14 protein-coding genes and 1 tRNA gene are annotated in these 17229 nt (G+C 55.5%); 6 read left to right on the top strand and 9 right to left on the bottom strand.

The window, feature by feature from the left end; all coding sequences use genetic code 11:
• The first annotated feature begins 396 nt into the window (after positions 1-396).
• The 3 genes from MSPGM_RS00695 (at position 397) to MSPGM_RS00705 (ending at position 4424) form a co-directional block, all read left to right on the top strand.
• Positions 397-678 (top strand): hypothetical protein, encoded by a 282-nt coding sequence (locus tag MSPGM_RS00695; protein WP_261926105.1) that lies wholly within the window; start codon positions 397-399, stop codon positions 676-678.
• Positions 679-947: 269 nt separating this feature from the next.
• Positions 948-3380 (top strand): DNA polymerase, encoded by a 2433-nt coding sequence (locus tag MSPGM_RS00700; protein ID WP_261926106.1) that lies wholly within the window; start codon positions 948-950, stop codon positions 3378-3380.
• A 225-nt stretch (positions 3381-3605) separates the two neighbouring features.
• Entirely contained in the window at positions 3606-4424 is an 819-nt protein-coding gene (locus tag MSPGM_RS00705) for a hypothetical protein (protein WP_261926107.1), read from the top strand.
• Between the two features lie 62 nt (positions 4425-4486).
• Here the strand turns inward: MSPGM_RS00705 and MSPGM_RS00710 are convergent, their stop codons facing one another.
• Together MSPGM_RS00710 and MSPGM_RS00715 are read right to left on the bottom strand one after the other, a co-directional pair.
• On the bottom strand, positions 4487-4690 hold the full coding sequence (locus MSPGM_RS00710) for a hypothetical protein (RefSeq protein ID WP_261926108.1): 204 nt from the start codon (positions 4688-4690) through the stop codon (positions 4487-4489).
• 77 nt (positions 4691-4767) lie between these two features.
• Positions 4768-5238 carry a hypothetical protein gene (locus tag MSPGM_RS00715; RefSeq protein ID WP_261926109.1) on the bottom strand — a complete coding sequence of 157 codons (471 nt, stop codon included), beginning with the start codon at positions 5236-5238 and terminating at the stop codon, positions 4768-4770.
• Between the two features lie 660 nt (positions 5239-5898).
• Here MSPGM_RS00715 and MSPGM_RS00720 point away from each other — a divergent pair.
• The 3 genes from MSPGM_RS00720 (at position 5899) to MSPGM_RS00730 (ending at position 8810) form a co-directional block, all read left to right on the top strand.
• Positions 5899-6240, top strand: coding sequence for a hypothetical protein (locus MSPGM_RS00720; RefSeq protein ID WP_261926110.1), 342 nt, complete (start codon positions 5899-5901; stop codon positions 6238-6240).
• A 4-nt stretch (positions 6241-6244) separates the two neighbouring features.
• Entirely contained in the window at positions 6245-7468 is a 1224-nt protein-coding gene (locus tag MSPGM_RS00725) for a hypothetical protein (RefSeq protein ID WP_261926111.1), read from the top strand.
• A 772-nt stretch (positions 7469-8240) separates the two neighbouring features.
• Positions 8241-8810 carry a tyrosine-type recombinase/integrase gene (locus tag MSPGM_RS00730; protein WP_261926112.1) on the top strand — a complete coding sequence of 190 codons (570 nt, stop codon included), beginning with the start codon at positions 8241-8243 and terminating at the stop codon, positions 8808-8810.
• Between the two features lie 51 nt (positions 8811-8861).
• Here MSPGM_RS00730 and MSPGM_RS00735 read toward each other — a convergent pair whose 3' ends face one another.
• The 7 genes from MSPGM_RS00735 to MSPGM_RS00765 form a co-directional block, all read right to left on the bottom strand.
• Positions 8862-9824: a hypothetical protein gene (locus MSPGM_RS00735; RefSeq protein WP_261926113.1), complete on the bottom strand. Its 963-nt coding sequence runs from the start codon at positions 9822-9824 to the stop codon at positions 8862-8864.
• The gene (locus MSPGM_RS00740; protein ID WP_261926114.1) at positions 9824-11848 is read right to left on the bottom strand and encodes a hypothetical protein; all 2025 of its coding nucleotides are present in this window, start codon (positions 11846-11848) and stop codon (positions 9824-9826) included. Before MSPGM_RS00740 ends, MSPGM_RS00735 begins: the two co-directional genes overlap by 1 nt.
• On the bottom strand, positions 11845-12882 hold the full coding sequence (locus MSPGM_RS00745) for a hypothetical protein (protein WP_261926115.1): 1038 nt from the start codon (positions 12880-12882) through the stop codon (positions 11845-11847). The genes MSPGM_RS00740 and MSPGM_RS00745 overlap by 4 nt, the downstream gene beginning before the upstream one ends.
• 6 nt (positions 12883-12888) lie before the next feature.
• Positions 12889-14379: a hypothetical protein gene (locus tag MSPGM_RS00750; RefSeq protein WP_261926116.1), complete on the bottom strand. Its 1491-nt coding sequence runs from the start codon at positions 14377-14379 to the stop codon at positions 12889-12891.
• Positions 14380-14423: 44 nt separating this feature from the next.
• The gene (thyX, locus tag MSPGM_RS00755; RefSeq protein WP_261926389.1) at positions 14424-15365 is read right to left on the bottom strand and encodes an FAD-dependent thymidylate synthase; all 942 of its coding nucleotides are present in this window, start codon (positions 15363-15365) and stop codon (positions 14424-14426) included.
• 180 nt (positions 15366-15545) lie between these two features.
• The gene (locus tag MSPGM_RS00760; protein ID WP_261926117.1) at positions 15546-16868 is read right to left on the bottom strand and encodes a tyrosine-type recombinase/integrase; all 1323 of its coding nucleotides are present in this window, start codon (positions 16866-16868) and stop codon (positions 15546-15548) included.
• 204 nt (positions 16869-17072) lie between these two features.
• Positions 17073-17149, bottom strand: a tRNA-Met gene (locus tag MSPGM_RS00765).
• Between the last annotated feature and the right edge of the window lie 80 nt (positions 17150-17229).

Below are 17229 nucleotides of genomic sequence, written 5' to 3' on the forward strand. Positions count from 1 at the left end.
GTCTGATGATGCTCGACTGCACAGAGCTCTCACAGATGCTTGACTCACCGATTAGGCCATCCTAAGTCGGAGAGGCATTTTGGTATGCAGCAGTCCTGTTCCAGTCCCTTCCGGTGTCCAAGTTCAGACTTGGGTGATCGCTGTACTGGATGGCCCCTGCAGCCGAACTACGGTGGCAGCAGTCCTGGTTCAATATCGGCAGAATTCAAGCTTGCCTTGGGTGTCTGACGAAATTGGGGGCTTCCGCAATCGGGAAAACTTGGGGCTTCGGCCTCAAATTTTTTCGAGCAGACGTGCGTTGCACGTCGGCGGGAGTTCGGCTGCGCCTAAACCTCGTCGATGTTCTTCGCACTAAGCGCCAAAATGCTTGTGTGATGAAATGGATGAGGTACAGATATGCCAGACGCAAAGCGTAAGTTTCATCCCATCATGGTGCCGGTCGGTCTTGTTGATCTCGGCCTGGTGCATGGGGTTGACGTAGTCGAAAAAGACGGCCGCGTCGTGCTTAACCGCGAGAGCGGTGACGCGCTCATGTTCTTGAATCCGGGCACCTTCGGCGGTCAGTTCGCCGATGATCCGATCCGGATCGCTCGTCAATTCAGCCACATGGTGATGGCACTGGCCAATGGTCAGTCTGTTCAGCAGCCTGACTGGCTGCCGGATGATGAAGACGCGTAGTTTCGCATAGGCAGGGTTGCTCGGGGTGGCGTAGCACCCCGAGCGATTCAAGCGCGATCAGCTGGCCATCAATGTGTCCCTAAGTCGCTGAGAAATTTTGTTGATTTTCTGCGTGTAAAACTTCCATTGGGGTCACATACATGCCCTTACACCGTCTGCTTCGGTCGACGGCAACGCCCCCGCGCGTGTCAGCGCCTGTAACCATCGCCTTCGACTGTGAGTGGGTAGGTCGCGTCGATCGAGTTCGGAAACACCGCTACAACCACATCTTGAACTACGCGGTGGTCGTCGAGTGTGCGGGGCGGCAGACCAAGTTCATCTACTACACGACCGGTCCCAGTAAGCGTCACCGCCTCACGATCGGTGGCCTGATTGATCGTGCTTTGCGGCGGGCGCTCAGCGAGGGAACAATTGAGGAATGGCCCGATCGGGTGACCATGGTCGGTCACTTCCTGCGTGCGGACCTCGCAGCCCACCGGGATTTCTGGGCGCACAAGCGCCAGTTCCAAGGGTTCGGTAAGACCTTCACCGGCACTGGCCTCTCGTTCTCGCTGGATGATGGCACCGGAGCTCAAGCTTCAGAGGGAGCCAAGCCTCGCCGCTCGCAATGCGTGTTCGTCGATGGCAAAGCCAAGCGGCGCGTGATCGTTCGTTTCGTCGATACGATGCTGCTGACGCCGGGCCGGGGAAGCCTCGAGACCGCAGCTCAGCTCCTGGGGATGTCCAAGGTCGCTCTGCCCGAGGGCTATGCGATCCATGAGATGGATCGGTTGCTGAAGGAGAACCGAGCGGCGTTCGAGGCGTATGCGCTTCAGGATGCCCTGATCGCTCTGCTCTACTACCTCCGCATCCGCGATCTCGCAGCGCAGTGTGGCCTACAGCGGATGCCGGCTACGCTTGCGGCGTTCGCCATTGCGATCGCCCGCCGAGAGATCAAGAAGGCCGGGATATCGCTGGATGAGGCGCTCGGCGTCGATACACGCAAGCGCACCATATACAGCCCCAAATCGGGCCGGATGCGAACGATCCGCGTTCGCGTTCCTGCGTTCTCGAGATTGGTCAACGAGGAACGAGGTGCTCAAGGCTACCATGGGGGTCGCGCTGAGTCGTTGACGAACGGCCCAACTGAGTTGGGTACCTTCGAAGATTTCGATCTCAGCGCGGCTTACGCGACTATCCTATGCCTATTACGGCCTTTGGACTACAAGGGCGCTTGGAAAGCGTCGCATGTAGATGATTACACACCCGAGGTAATGGGTGTGGCAGAGGTAGAATTCAAATTCCCCGCTGGCACAAGGTGCCCCTGCCTACCGGTCCGCGACGACAATCTTTTGTTATGGCCGCTTGAAGGCGTAAGCGTCTGTACGGCTCCCGAGATTTACCTGGCGAAAACGCTCGGCGCAGAGATGGAGATCCTCGACGGGATGATCATCCCGTGGGCCTCCGATCTACCACTTTTCGAATCTTTCACCCGCTTCATCCAAGAGCAACGCGATGCGGCCGGCAAGGGGTCGTTGCTGGCGCAGATCTGGAAGGAGATCGGCAACAGCCTCTACGGGAAAATTGCCCAGGCTGTGCACGCGAGCTCGGTGTTCGATCCTCAGCGGGGTCAGCACACCCGCATGCCTCCATCCACTATCACATCGTCGTGGTTTGCCGCCTACATCACGGGCGTTTGCCGAGCGGTCATCGGCGAGCTGATGGCCAGCATCCCTGAGGAGTACACGCTCGTCAGTGTGACCACCGACGGCTTTCTCACGAACGCTCCGGAATCTGCCTTAAGGCTTGATGGTCCGCTGTGCCGGATGTTTGCGGAGGTTCGTCAGCAGGTGTTTGGATCGCCCAAGTTTCTTGAGAAGAAGCACACTGTGGGTCAGGTCATTGCGATCAAGTCGCGCGGTCAGATAACCTCCGAGTTCATTGCCGGACATGACGAGCCTGTTCTTGCAAAAGCCGGCGTGAAGCCGAACGTGCCAAAAGCCGAGCACAACGAGTACGTGCTAAGGCTCTACTTGAATCGTGAGGTAGGCCAGGTTCATCGCCAGAGCTCTTTGATCAGCCTTCAAGAAATGTGGCATACGGAAAGCGATCTGGTAAGCATTGAGCGCGATCTCACACTTAATTTGGAGTATGATTTCAAGCGGCGCCCTGTTCGGCCTGTCGAGCGTGTCGTTCGTGGCCGGCCACACCTCGCGTTCGACACCGAGCCGTGGCGTAATGCCGAGCAGGCCCGAGAGGCCATCGAGCATTTCAGGGCATTCCGGGAGAAGCGCCTACTCAAGACCCTGCCGGACTTTCTTGCCTGGGAGGGCGTGATGGCGGTGGGCCCCCGCGTTCACAAGGCGGGGATGAACCTCCGTGGTGGGCCGGCCGGCATCCTCTATCGGCAGTTCCTGAGGGCTCTCAAGCGAGAGGAGTGGGGGCTCAGTATGAAGGATGGTCCTGGCGGCGTCCCTCGCACGCACAAGGACATCGAGGTCTGGCTGATGTCACGAGGGATTCCGGCTAAGGCCGACGACCTGAAGAACGCGGGCCGAGATGCGTCCAAGCTGGCTGATCACACGATTTGGTTGAACGATGAGGCAGAGCGCCTCCTATGGATCATCGTCGAAGAATTTCCGGAGTTCGACCTAGAAAGAGCCATCGCTCCGGAGTGTGTTGAGCGTGCTCGCGAAGTGGTTCGAGATCTTCGTGCTGCATAGTAAGAAGCATAAGGCGGACAGGGTTAAACCCTGTCCGCCAGATCTTTCTATCAACGTTGTTGGCGGAACTGATTCCAGCTAGCCGCCGGACTTTCATCGATAAATACCTCAGGTTCAATGGGAGAAAACCTGATGTCGTATTTATCAATGAGAGAATTTCGCGCAAATTTGATTATGCTGTTTGAGCCGTGGGAGCGGCGCCAGATTCGATGGCTGAGCCCAGGGATGCACGAGCAACGCACCCGGGTACTCAATGCGCTGGGCATGATGCACCCGCTATACGAGCGTATGGAAGCCTGCGGCTCCATGGACGAGAGCCGCAACAATATGCGGACCTGTGGTGTGCCAATGTGCCCGCGCTGCTTCATGCGTCGCCGGGGCAAGGAAACGGGTCGTGCGTTGAAGCAGGCGTTCGCTGGGGTGCCGAACGACCAGTTGGCGTTCCTCACTCTCCTGTTGCCGCCGACCCTGCAGCTGAGCTCCGTAGATGCCTCTATCGCGGCGACCAAGCGCCGGATCCGGAACATGATCGCTCACCGGCGGCGTCAGGATCCTCGCTGGAACGCCGTGCAGCTGACCGGTTGGTGGGAGATGGGCCGGGATAATTTTGGAGATCTGCCGGGGTTTGGCCGCAACAAGCGGATCGCCATGGATGCGCTGGAATGGCCGCTTTTCGCGGCTCGTCACGACTCCACGGTGTGGCGTCCGCATCTGCATGGAATCGTGGCCTTGGGCGAGGTGAGCCGAGATGAGTTTGCCGAGGCTCTAAGAGCCAAAGGGCATAATGCGCCGTATCAGGTGGATTTGCAGACGTTCGACGCGACTCGATCCGTCGTGAAGAACATCAAGAGCGTCATCCGTTACGCTCTGAAGTTCCGCATCGAGACTGATTTCAAAGCGAATGGCAACGCCTCAGACGATGTAGATGGCAGTGTTCTTACTCGTAGCTGGTGGGACAATGACGACATCAGATCGTATGCGGAGTGGCTGATGTCGAAGAGAGGTGGCTTTGAGAGGATCAGGTTCGCAGTCAGATCTTGCTAGTTGTATTATTCATGACTTTTACATACATGATACTAACTGGCTTATTGACTGCTCTGGCCCGTTCAATCGTCGTTGAAGATAAGCGATGCCAGTACGTTGCCGTGAGCGATCGTGCGCTGGTGTGCGTCCTTCGTGGTGTCGGTTTGAGGATCGTAGAAGCCGAGGGTTCTGCGGCTCGCAACCAACGCTCGCTGCCTCCCGCTTGATTGTGTCTCGATATATCCGAGGGTTCGCTGGTAGCGGTCTTTGATCGTCTCGGTGCTCATCGGATCCCTCAAGCTATATGTGCTGACCAGGGCGCTTAGGGCAGCGCGGGAGGCGACTGCCCTTGAGGGGTGTGGCCCTAAGCTGTTTTGGAACGGCGCTTTGCCATCATCACGCCCTGTGCAGCCAAGGCATCCATCAGCATCGGGTCGAGCTCTCCAGCTCGCACCGCTGCGATGAGCGAGTCGATCAGGCCCGGCAGTTTGTCGAGTGTACCCACGTTGATCGCGGGTTTGCCCGGCTGCAATTCCAAGAGTTTTGCGCCGAGGCCAATGCGCATTACGAACTGATATGCGCCTACCTGATCCTGATAGAAGTTCTTTCGCACTCGGCGCGGCACTTCAATGCGGATGCGTTCGCCTTCTGCGTTCTTGCGCAGCGCAATGCGTTTCGGCGGTTGATAGACGGTTCCTTCAAGGCTAGCTGTCGCGATATCACGCTGTTCCGCGAGTTGCTCCAGCAGTCTACCACGAGCACGTGAGAGTGGATCAGCGGTCGACACGGCAGGCATCGCAGCGCTGAGCTTGAGAGTCTTCAGAAGTCCGCTCACATTTGCCTCCTACTTCGCGCTCGACGAGCTACTATGCGGAGACGGTAATGCCGCTGTTCTGCCGTTCAACCTAATTGATCGTCTGCCGTTTTGTGATTCAACTTTGGTGTTAACGTAGCGTGCGTGAACTGTTGCATCGCCGTTCATCGATATGAAGACGCCGCTATCTGTCAGCCGCCGATCGCAAATCGTTGCCAAGAAGCGGACCTTCGGGTTTGCGCTCCATCTCGGCCATTCAGCCGACCTTCGCGGCCTCTCCGAAGCGGACGCTACAGCAGCTCAGCTTGTGGGTCTTGGTTGCGCCACTTCCAGACCTTCAAACATGGCTTCTGGAATGGCCACTCTCGTCCCGCAAGCTGCCACAGCCCGGGATGTTCAAGCCGGGAGACATAAGATCCTCGAGGCCGGCCCTCCTGGCGCGAGCGGGCGAGTTCCGCACGAGCTTCGCGAGGCTCGCAGGCCGAGGCGGTTCCGGTCTGCTTCGTTCCGCCAGCCGCCGCCGACCTCCACGCTTTCGGAAGCTCTCGCGCGTGAAGGCGGCCGGGGCGGGCCTTTGGTGCCTCACTGTCACGCAACCAGCACGAATGGTGGGGTGGCCGGAAGCAAATCTGTTGTTAAGGAGCATCCACGGCCGGCTTTCCGGCGTCCGAGGTGATAATGATGATCAGTGCCGACGATCTTGAAAAGAGCGAGGACGAACTGCTTCTCGACTTGGCCTCCCAGCTAATCGCGAGCGGAGCGATCCGCTACAGCGGGCCACTGGACGACAAGAGCAGGCGGGAGCGCGCAAGGCGCTGGATGGCCGGGGTGCTCGAGTCCGTCAAGCGATCGATATGCAACGATCCGCGCGTGATCTCCTACCTGCACGATCCTTCCACCCAGAGCCTCGCCGAGATCGCCGGCGTCGTTGTCGATATCCTGAGCGCGGCCAGTATCAGCGTCCCGGTCGGGACGTTGGCGGTCCTGATCGTCAAGGGACGCATACATAGCTTATGTGGATGATGGAATGTCGCTGGCTCTTCTTCAGGCTGACTATGTCAAGTTTCTAGGCGAGGACGGACTTCGCCTGGTGATGGGCGACGAGCCGGCCACTTGCGTGGGTAACGAACTCGATCTCTACGCCAGGAAGGCGGGGCTCGCGAATGCGTGCCGGTATCTCCTTTCGCCTAGCTTCCGGGATTGCGGGATGCTGAGCCGAGACCGTGGCAGCTTCGCCCCGGTCGTCACGGACGTGATGAACCGCTCGGTAAGCGCGGCGATGGCCATAAGCGCGCTGCCGAGTGAAGGGGCGATTGCTCTGGCGATCTCCCCCTACGACGGCTTCGGGGCGGAGGTCATGCGCACCGAGCATGGCTTTCTCGTGCTCTTCAGCCCGGTGACGTTCTCGATCTGCTTTCTCTACGCCGTGTTAGCGGTGACGTCGGCTCAGGCCACCGGCCTGTTGCATCAGGGACGCGTCCCGCGCGGTCCCGACGGCGCGCCGCTAATCGACCCGTTTGAGTGGGCATACGCAAGCCATCGTGCGCTCAGGTCGACCGTCCGGGAATTCCTGGAAAGCGGGACCGTCGCCGATCCCCTGGGCAAGGTGGCCGAGGCCCGCTTCGACCTGCTTCCTTGGCATTACGTCGTTCGAGCCCAGGCCACTTACGAGCAGATGCTCGACTTCCTGGCATTGCATGAGCTGGGTCACATCTGCCTGGGCCACATGGACGGGATGGAGCAGGTCCGACGAGCGGTGCCGTCCGCCTCGATTTCGTATGAGGTCGCATCGCCGATGCCTGCCCAGGAGGAGGCTGCCGATGAGTTCGCCCTGGAGTGCTTGGTCGGTCGGGGCGGCGGGGAGGAACTGGATGCACTCTTCGACTTGGTCAAGAAAGGTGGGGAGCGGTCGGCCGAAGTGGACAGGCTTTGGACAGGCGGCACGTCGCTCGGCCGCTACATGTCGGCATTGCAGCTGATGAAGCTGTTCGACATCTTCAGTTCACAGCAGATCGGGATGGATGTGGGGGTGACGTTCACGGATGCCTGCGAGGTGAACGGCACACACCCTGCCGGGCAGCACCGTCTCATAAGGATGATGGCAAGCCAACGGGTACTCGAGCTACCTACTACGCGACGGTTCAACTCCGGCCCCCTGATCCAGTGGAGCAACTGGGTGAACTTTGACGCGGCTACCCACACGCGAGAGAGGGTGCGAGAATTGTACCGGATGATCAACGGCCTCGAATAGCGTCGATCGTCCTCCCGGGCGGAATACGTCGGCGCGTCCTCAGCAAGGCCGTTACGGCGGCCGCCGCTGGGGCCGAGCGTGACGACGATGCTCGGCAGGCGAGGTTCAGTTGCCGGGGTCACAGCGCATCGACCAGGCCACTCGGGCGAGCCGAGCAGCGTGAGGAGCCGGCGGCAAGCGATAGCGGCGATGATCTGCAGAGACCGCGCGTCACCACTGCGTAGGCTCACGCATGCGCATTCGCTGGTGCCCAGACGCGGACCTTCGTGCCACCCTCAATTCGGCAGTGAACCGCTGGCCCATGGGTGAGGTGTAGCCACATCGAACCTGCTGATGTCGTGACCGCCGCACAAAGGTCCGCTTCTTCCGACCAAGCGGACGTCTCGGCCGGCAGGCTTGAGGGTCTGTAAGGGGTCATCAGGTTGCCTCCACCTGAACCGCGCCGAACGTCCGCTCTCGGACTTCCCAAGCCTCGAAGCGGACAAGCTGCTTACAGCCAGGTTCCGCCTTTTGAGACGATTCGGATTGACGGTTAGCGGACGTTCTCGAAGCTCTCTGACGTGGGCGCGAAGTTCGAGAGCCGCCCAAATGACCCCAAGGGCAGCTCGTTCCAGGCCCGATTCTGGAGGAGACGCAAAACATCATAAAATATAGTTTCTATGAAGTTCGATGTTAAGTTGCTGATATCTTTGAGGTGGACTCAGCGGTCGCTCTTCACTCGTTCTGGAAACATCATGATTTGTCGCTGATTCCCGCGATACATGAGGTATCCATGAAGCAGGCCAGGGTACCGACCGAGCCGGAGTTCAAACGGCTGGTGGTGGTGGTGAGCCAGAGCAAGTATGGGCCACGCAATCGAATGGCCCTCATGCTGAGCTACTTAGCAGGCTTGCGCGTTGGTGAGATTGCATCGCTCAGCTGGGGCGACCTCCTCGACGGCGAGGGCAAGGTGCGTGAACAGCTCCGGCTGAGTGCCGCCGTTACGAAGGGCGGCCACGCCCGAGTGGTGTTCATGAACGCTCGGCTGCGGAAGGAGGTCGAGCAGTATCGGGCAAGCCTCGCTCAGCCCCCTACCCTGCTGCAGCCTGTGCTGATCACTCAGAAGCGTTCGGCGTTCAGCGCGAACACGCTCTGTCAGCTCATGAGGGGGTGGTACGACTTAGCAGGTTTGAATGGCGGATCGAGCCACAGCGGCCGTCGATGGTTCATCACACGGCTGGCCCATGCCGGGATCTCACCCAAGGCCATCATGATGCTCGCGGGTCACCGGCACCTCACGACCACGCAGCGTTATATCGACGTGAACGACGAGATTATGCGTGCCGCAGTGGAAGCGCTTTGACAGTATCGCCAAGCTAAAATTCTATGCGCCTATGATGAAACTAAACTCCAATTAGCCAAAAACCACAGGATAGACCCAAGTTCTACCAACGCCTTTGCTCGTCTCACGAGAATATCTGGTAGAAAAAGGGTAGATAATGCTTGCAGCAGCGCCCTCAAGCTCCTTGAGATAAAATAGACCGAAGCCAAGCGCTTGAGGTTTCGTAGCGAGAGGACTTAAATACAAATTACTAATTCCCCCAGCATTAAGGAAATACTGTACCGTTTCTGAGAGGGCCAAAGAGGTCAAATAAGGATCGTTGGCACTGCTGAAGAAAATCTGACCGTCGAGCTGAGCAGCTGATCCTTCGGCGACCCGATCTATTCTCAATACGCTCTCTTGGTACATATCTGCACTCAGCGAAGGGAAGCAATGCAGTTGAGCGAGACGTGCGCTCTCCTTATTCTGTATTATTCTACCGACTGGATTGTGATCGTATCCCACACCGACAATCAACAAGTCCTTCGCCATTGACGTGTGATGTTGACCTTCGAACCCGGCCACAGGCCTAACCGTCGAAACATCGTCCAACGTGAATCGTGTTTCCGCTTTGAGAGCATAATGCTCTGGCTCCGTGTATATCATATCAAAATTCTTCACCCCGCTATCCCTGAGATACTTCAATAAAAAAAGGATGTGAGGCATCATAAAACCGGTAATATCTATACATATCCGGCCCGACGCAGAAAAGTCGATGGACATAGAATCAAAATTGTTAGATATCAGATCAGCTTCATTTGTAGCGTTCGATGAAATGTGAGCAGGTAGCTGCGCCGTCTCCTCGGAGCTGTATGCATATTCCGGCAGCAGCCACCAAGACTTATTTACTGCCTTGATGTCACGAAAAATCTCTCGTACGCGTGAGCTATCATTATAAGCGGAAATGAAGATATCCCAAGCTGGATTCTCAATTGAGTCTTCCAGATGCAGACGCCGCTTAGCATCAATGATGTGAGAGAGCGCCCGTGGTATCATTAGAGCAAAACATCCTGCGTATCTGAACGTTGGGCGAAAAAGCTGGGAGCTGTCATCTCGGCTATCCGTCGCTTAAACAAACCAGCCAGATGCTTACGTTCGGACCGATCAAAAAGAGCATTCGCAAGCTCAGGTTTGATCTCGATCGAACCTCTCCGATGCGGTGATAGACCCCATTTTGGCGCCAGCATCGGTCCAAGCTGGAATTTGGCGTCGAGACTATCGTCATTTCTATTGCTCGCACCGGATCGGATCGCGATTAGGTACGACCAGCTTTGAGCCATCCGAAGCACAAGTCTGCTGCCTTCGCTCAAGCTTTCGATATCGACGCTGAAGGTGCACAGATCACATTCAGACGGACGTTCGCTATATCTGATGGTGCGAAACAGGACAGCTAAAGCTTCAATGCCATCTCGGACTTCAGTGCCGTAACTATCCGGCTGGGCATCGTCCCAAAACCAAGAGGCACTATCCATTACGCCTTCAGACTGCGCTGTAACACTGATGGGGTCATAGACGAATGGTGCCTCGCCGGCGAATAATGCGCGACGGTAAATGTGTTTTAGGATACCCAACAAATTTCTAGGCACGCCCTGGGAGAGATGGATAAGCGGCTTCAAGCCTGCATATGGGACTTTTCGTTGGCAATCCCGGAATAGCTGGGCGAGGATATCGGAGTCAAAATGAGAGAGCATTTGAGCATACTTCGGCGAAGCGTCTTTCCCGCCGCGTAGAAAGATTTCCAATTCTTGACCAATGCGAACGGCAGTATTATCGACGTCCACACTTTTCCTTGGCCACTGCCTATAAAATCTAAACACATTAGCTTTTTCGAGGTATGGATTTTCAACAAATCTCAATGGTTTGATCAAATTATTAGATTGTTCTAATGATAATCCGAACGCGATGTTCAGGTGCTTTTTCAATCTTTTTATGTATGGTCGATCATCACCTCTCTTATCCCATGACCCAACAGCCTCCAGCGCGGGCGCTTCGTAATAGTTCTTTTTGTCGAGTTCTTGGAAAAACTCGTGCAGATTCTCCGGCTTGAAATCCTTAGCGACAACCCCCACTCTTTGAAGTCGCTTCACAATTAAGCTACAAACAAAACGCTCATAATCAACGTCATGATCACGCAAAAAGCTGTCTAGTTCAACTTTTTCATATTCAGCACTCTGTTTGATTGGTTCTCCGGCACCTATCGTATCATATGTTTTGATGCCATAGAGCCGAGCGCCCACCTTGATTGTGGCGTTACCGGAGCGATACCTGATCAGTGAATTCAGAAATTTTTGCTGCGACTCTGTAAAGTTCTCTGCTTCGTCGATAAGATAAACAAAGATCGTATCTTTTAAGTCGACCACTCGTGCAGCGATTGCTTGAGGAATACCGAATACAAGCCGTCCCATCGAGAAATTGATATTGATCCCCTCAAGCCGCCTGGTAAGCGCCGCATTATTCACGGATAAGTCGATCGACTTCCTTACTTTGACAAGGTACTGCCGAAGTTCTTCCAAATTTGAAAACTCTCTACCAACATCTTCGTCAAATAGATCACCAACGTCAGCCGCGAATGCAGCTTCATCCAGCGTGATTGCTGAATTGCTGTCTAACAAAACTCGAAGGTTATTTAGCAAGCTTGTCGCAAGCCATATTTCTAGATACATACAAAATATCGCTGACCATGCAGTCTCTGATTGGCCTTTATCATTGAATTTACCGACATTAAGCCCTTCTGCTCGGACGTAAATACCAATGTATCCATCATTACTGACAGCTTTGGAAAGGTTACCTTCTGCCCGTGCCGCCTGTACTGGCGCAGAACAATACCTCATCAGATGCGTCTTACCGCTCCCCTTTCCGCCTAAAAGAAGCATCGGCATCGTCATCCTTGGTTTGAGAACGCTCAGCAGGCCGCCATGTTCTCCAGCGATGTCAACCCAGTAAGCCAGGATCTCGTTGTCTGAGAAGTCGGAAGCCTTAATCAGATCGAACGGATTTTCGTCAGGTCGTTGCGGTCTCATAGCGCGACTCCGGATATCTTCGGATAGCGTCGGAACGCTGCATTCCATGGGATGCTAGACCCATTGGTACCATCCATCCAGATGATCGGTAACGTGTTGTCAGGCGTGTTGTGGTGGAAGCCCAGGAGCATCTGACTATCCTCATAGCCCCCGGCATGCCCTGGAGCGAGGATTCCTCCGTAATGAAACGCGAGCTTCCGAATTTTCTCAGGGTCGATCTGATTTGGAACAACTTTTAAATATCGGGACTCTTCACTCAAGCATCGATACGTACTGTCAAGTTCATAGACTGCAGCACACCTTTGACCGAAGACGCTATCATCTCGCACTTTCTTCATACCTTCCGCCGTTGAGAATATTGAAAAATAGTATAACTCAACATCCGGCTTGAGGGACTTTACTTCTTCTAGAAAATCCTTTGAATAGCGTACGGCAGTCTCACCCGACCCGCAAACGTCATCAACGAAGATATACCTTTCAATATCTGGATACCGCAAAGACCTTTGGAAACCCGACGTAGTGTTATCACGCGCCAGGATTTGTGCACTGTCTAAAAAGTTTTCTTTTAAGAGCTCATTTTCTTGCCGAAAGTAATAAAGAAGATGGACGCCACTCTCTGAGGGCGTGCCTACACCAAGGAAGCGGGTCCGTTTGACTGCCGTTATCAGATTCGCGCGCAACAAACTTTCATCGCGCGATCCAGCGCATTTAGCTCTGACGCTCTGCACCAACGGGACAAAGAAAAGATCGATGTAGATCGCCCGCAGCAATCCGCGGATCTCTCGGCTCCCAAAATACATAAACTGAGCTAAAATATATAGCGCGTGGATCTGCTCATCTTCGACAGACAGCCCTGATTTACCGTCGAAGTTTTTGAGCCATCGCTCGACGATAGGCCAGTTGAGCCGACTTTCCCATGCACGCTCATTCAGAACCGTGATCCTGCGACGTAGGTCATCCCAGGTTCTATGGTACTCGTCGACTCCTTCATCATCTAGAGGCAGTACGCCAGCGAGATCGTCAAGTATCGACATGCCTTGTTAGACCCCTTTCTCTAGGACGATGACCCACTCGCGAGTAATTACTCCGGCGGTGTGATGTCTTTTTGTGATCAATCCTCTTGACAGTATATTGTCCACTAGCTTTACTTTGACGATAAATCCCACTTCTTCGAATAGCGCCGTAAGGTAAGAAGAGGTCTCGAAGACGTGCCCACATACTTCATTGTCTCCGATTATCAGGACAACAAATCCGCCCGGCTTTATGACTCTTCCCATCTCTGAGACGGCGTCGCGCATCTCGATTAAATAATTCGCAGCGATCTTGGCTCTTGTTTGATTTATCTTAAATACTTTTTCTATTAGCAGGTCGGCCTGGGGGAGGCCTGTATGCTGTAGATGCTGACATTCAGATTTGAGGTAATGTTCACGGCCGATGGATAGGTTTTCCAATGGCTTGAGTTCTTTTGCGCCCGCTAACCCCAGCCATCCGAGACTTAGACTTGAAGACCTGATATACTTCTGTGCGCCGGCATATGGTGGAGATGTAATGACAAGGTCTATCGACTCATCTGCCAAGCGATCTAGATTTGCCGAATGATCGAGTTGTGGACTTAGCAATTTCCGCGCATCAGAGCCGACATTCATTGCTATCGGCTTGTTCGGACAAAGACCGAAAAAGTTTCGCATTCTTAATCTATTGGCAGCGTACTGGCTTGCGAATGTATTCCAGACGAACTCATCTCTTTCATCGCGAGGTAGTTGGTTGTTAAGTCGGGAAAATTTACTACGCACAGGCACAGAAAATCTTGGATCGGCGAGGCTTACCTTCTTTGCGGTTGATGAAAACGTTAACTGAAGCAGATTCTTGACCCCGCGATCAGCTTCAACGTTGATCGCCACCTTCAAACGGCCGAGCTGCGCAATTATATCTGGCTCATACCAATGGTTGATGTTTATGACGTCCGGTAAGACGCCTTCTCTCGTTGATTGAAACTTGTCCTTAACGCGCCGAATTGCCTGCTCAATATTATCTTCTCCCAATGGGGTGGTTTTCACATCCGTTATAAGGCGTGCAAGCGGGTTTGCATCCGCATAAAGGGCGGTGCGATTTGATAGGATTGTTTCGAGTGCAACAGTGCCGGTACCAGCAAAGGGATCCAAAACGGAGCCACCTGGTTCTACGAGGTTCTGTGCTGCAACAAAAAAATGCGCTATCTGCGGCAGCAACTTCGCGGGATAAGAATGAATATAGTGCGTCGCGCGCTCTGGTTTGACCCAGGGCACCAGCTGGCGAAACGAAACTGTTATAGGTTCTTTGTTGCTGCTGAAGTCGCGTAAGAACCCTCTGAGTATCGGGGTAGTATCAACGGGAAATGCTTTTTCGAATTTCGTCGCGATGTTGGCGCTAGCTTCTATGTCCGTAAATAGCTTGCCACCGCGTTCCACGTCCTCAATATCGGCCAGAGCCGTCTCGACATTTGTTTTTTTCGCCGGATCGACGACTTCCGACCGACTGAGATTCTCTTGCATCGGTCCGGCTTCTTGATTCCAGCGCAATTGTGGTTGGCGTCTTCCTAGCTTGGCAGTCTGAATGCCGCCGTGAGCTCTGTCCACTCCCTTGCTGAGAGCCCGCTAGATTCCTGTGTTATTTTTTCGCCGTTGATCGCTGCTTGAATCACATCTTTTGCCGTTCTCGACAGAGTAACGGCACCTTGGCGGTATTCCTCAAATGCCTCAAAAGAAAGCGGCACCCAGAGTTTTGTGATGTCCAATAGCTTTTCAGCGTAGACACGTATTTCGTACTGAGCATGCGCATCTGCGCGAAGACGTAAAAACCCCAGTAAGTTATGCAGGTTAGTTTTCCAATACCACTGGGTATACGTGTTCAAAGTCAGATTCATTCGCGCGAGTTCGCGGGCCAGGCCTGTTCGGCCAGGATCTTCCGGTTCCCCCTTTGCGTTCTCATTCAGCAGCCATTGATAATGCCGATACGTTTGTTCCGCGTCGCCGCGGAGAAGAGCAAGAACTTTTTCATTTTCGTCGTCATTAATTAGTTGTCCTCGTCCCTGACGATTTGTTTTCGACTGTGTTGCCAGCTGATCAGGGTGAGGAATGTAAAATTCTTTGTCAAGAATGGAGTATCGAGCTGAGTACTCGTTCACACTAGCCGTTCGATGTCGGATCCATTGTCTCGCGACGAATATCGGTAATTTGACGTGAATCTTTATTTCTGCCATTTCGAACGGAGTTGTGTGCCAGTGCCTCATCAAATAACGAATAAGGTTCCTATCTTCACTGACCTTTTTCGTCCCTTTTCCGTATGAAACACGCGCTGCTTGAACCACAGAGGTGTCGTCACCCATGTAGTCGACCACTCGAATAAAGCCGTGGTCCAGGATGGGGAACGCTTTGAATAGCAGTGCGTCTAGTGCTGGGACTGTCGGCCTTAGGGTTTGCTGGGGAGCAGTGCGTGCTGCTTCAATCTCTGCTGTCTGGTCGGGGGAAAGACTCACCATTTTCTCCTGAAGCTTCGCCTTTTTGACAGGAGCTGTTCCGAACCCCGGTGCATGGGTGCGGTTTAGCATGGCAGCTGAGCTAGGTGCTAGCGGGTGGCAGCATGTGCGGCGTGGTGTCGTTCCGACCGATCCCATAAATGTGGCGGGAGTTGATAGCCGGCCCTTTACGGTCGGGAGGTCTCACGCTCTCGTCCATTCCGGCCGCAGCCGATCCACCACTCGCTCAAGTCTGACTTGGCCGTAGTGCTTGTCGATCATTGCCAATGACGTGCGGCAATTCCGGGCCACGTCGAGCACCTCGGCCCCGTTCGCCAGCTGTTCGCTGATGTAGAAGTGCCGCAGTGAGTACGGCGTGCGCTTGATGCCGCGGTGGTCCCGCTCGAGCCCGGCCGCCTTCACCAACTCGGTGAACCCGTTGGCCACTGAAGTGATGCGCTTGCCCTGCTCGTTCGCAAACACCGGCTCGCCGTCATCGGGCTCACGGCCCATGCTGCGATGGAAGAGCATCCACAGGGTGTCGAACCAGGGGATCGCCGCCTTCTGCGGAATGGCCTTGCCGCTCTTGCCCTTGCCTCGCACCTGTAGCCGGATGTCCCGTTGATGCACCGGCTTGTTCCGGCCCGCTCGATAGCCCAGCACGTCACCCCAGGTCAGGTTGTACATCTCCGTGGGACGAAGGCCAGAGAACGCACCGATCATCACGTACGCGTGCAGCAGCGTGCGATCCCTGCGGGTGTGGTCGTCCAGCCGCTTGATGCGCCAGCTACGCCGGTCGCTGGCCCGCACGTCAGCACCGGTGCCATCCATGATCGGATCCACCAACCGGCTGAGGCTCACCGCTTCGAGCTTCGCGAACTCGTGGGGCTCGAAGCTTGGCCGTCGATTGTCGGGCGAGCGCCGCGCCTTGATGCTGATCTCCGGCGGGGTCTTCAGGTAGCCCTGCCGCGAGGCCCAGCGGAGTAGAGCTCGCAGCACCACGGTCTCACCGCGCTGACGGCTCAGGGACGGCGCTGAGCGCCGCACAGGCCGGCGCAGGCGATGTCCGTCGCGCTCGTACTCGATATGGCTGACGAGCTTGCCTGGGCCTTCCGTCCAGTAGGTGCGCCGCCACTCCGCATAGCGCTCCAGATCGGTCTCTGTGACGGCATCGATGGGCTTCTGACCGAAGTAGCCGACGAAGTAGCGGCGGATCATCGCCGGTTCGCTCTTGCCCTGGTCAGCCCGCCGTTCGCCCCGCTCCACCTCCCGCAGGATCTGAGCAATGTACTCCTCGGCTACGCTCTCGAAGGTGTGAGCGCGGGCAGTAAGGCCCTGCTTGGCGCGGTAGGTGGCCTCGTACCAGATGGCGTCGGCCTTGCGCTCGGCCTCTCGGCGGTCGTCCGTGTCCAGTGAACGCTTGAGCTGCCCCTGCCCTTTGATGCTGAAGCGCATCTGCCACTTGGTGCTGCCCTTGCGCTGGAAGAGCTGGTAGCGCTCAGCTTGAGCGCTGGCTGGGGTGCTCACGAGGGGGCCTGTCTGGTTACTGCGGTGCGGAGGACTGCGCTAGAAGTGCGCTAGGGTGCTCCTTGAGCCCCCAGCAAACCGTTACGCCTGCACGACAATTTTTTCGGGTGCGCTAGCGCTGTTCTAGGATTTAAAGCCGAAATCCGCAGCGGACAAGCCAAAGAAAAAGCCCCGCTAAGTGCTTAGCAGGGCTTCGAAAAATGATGGTAGCGAGGGAGGGATTTGAACCCCCGACACAAGGATTATGATTCCTCTGCTCTAACCAGCTGAGCTACCCCGCCACTGTTGCGGACGGCGCTGACGCGGCGTCCGATGGGCGGGATATAGGGAGAAGGGCGCGAGGGTGTCAACGGTCTGTTGC

The organism is Methylorubrum sp. GM97 (assembly GCF_024347855.1).
In the GTDB taxonomy this organism is placed as follows: Bacteria; Pseudomonadota; Alphaproteobacteria; order Rhizobiales; family Beijerinckiaceae; genus Methylobacterium; species Methylobacterium extorquens.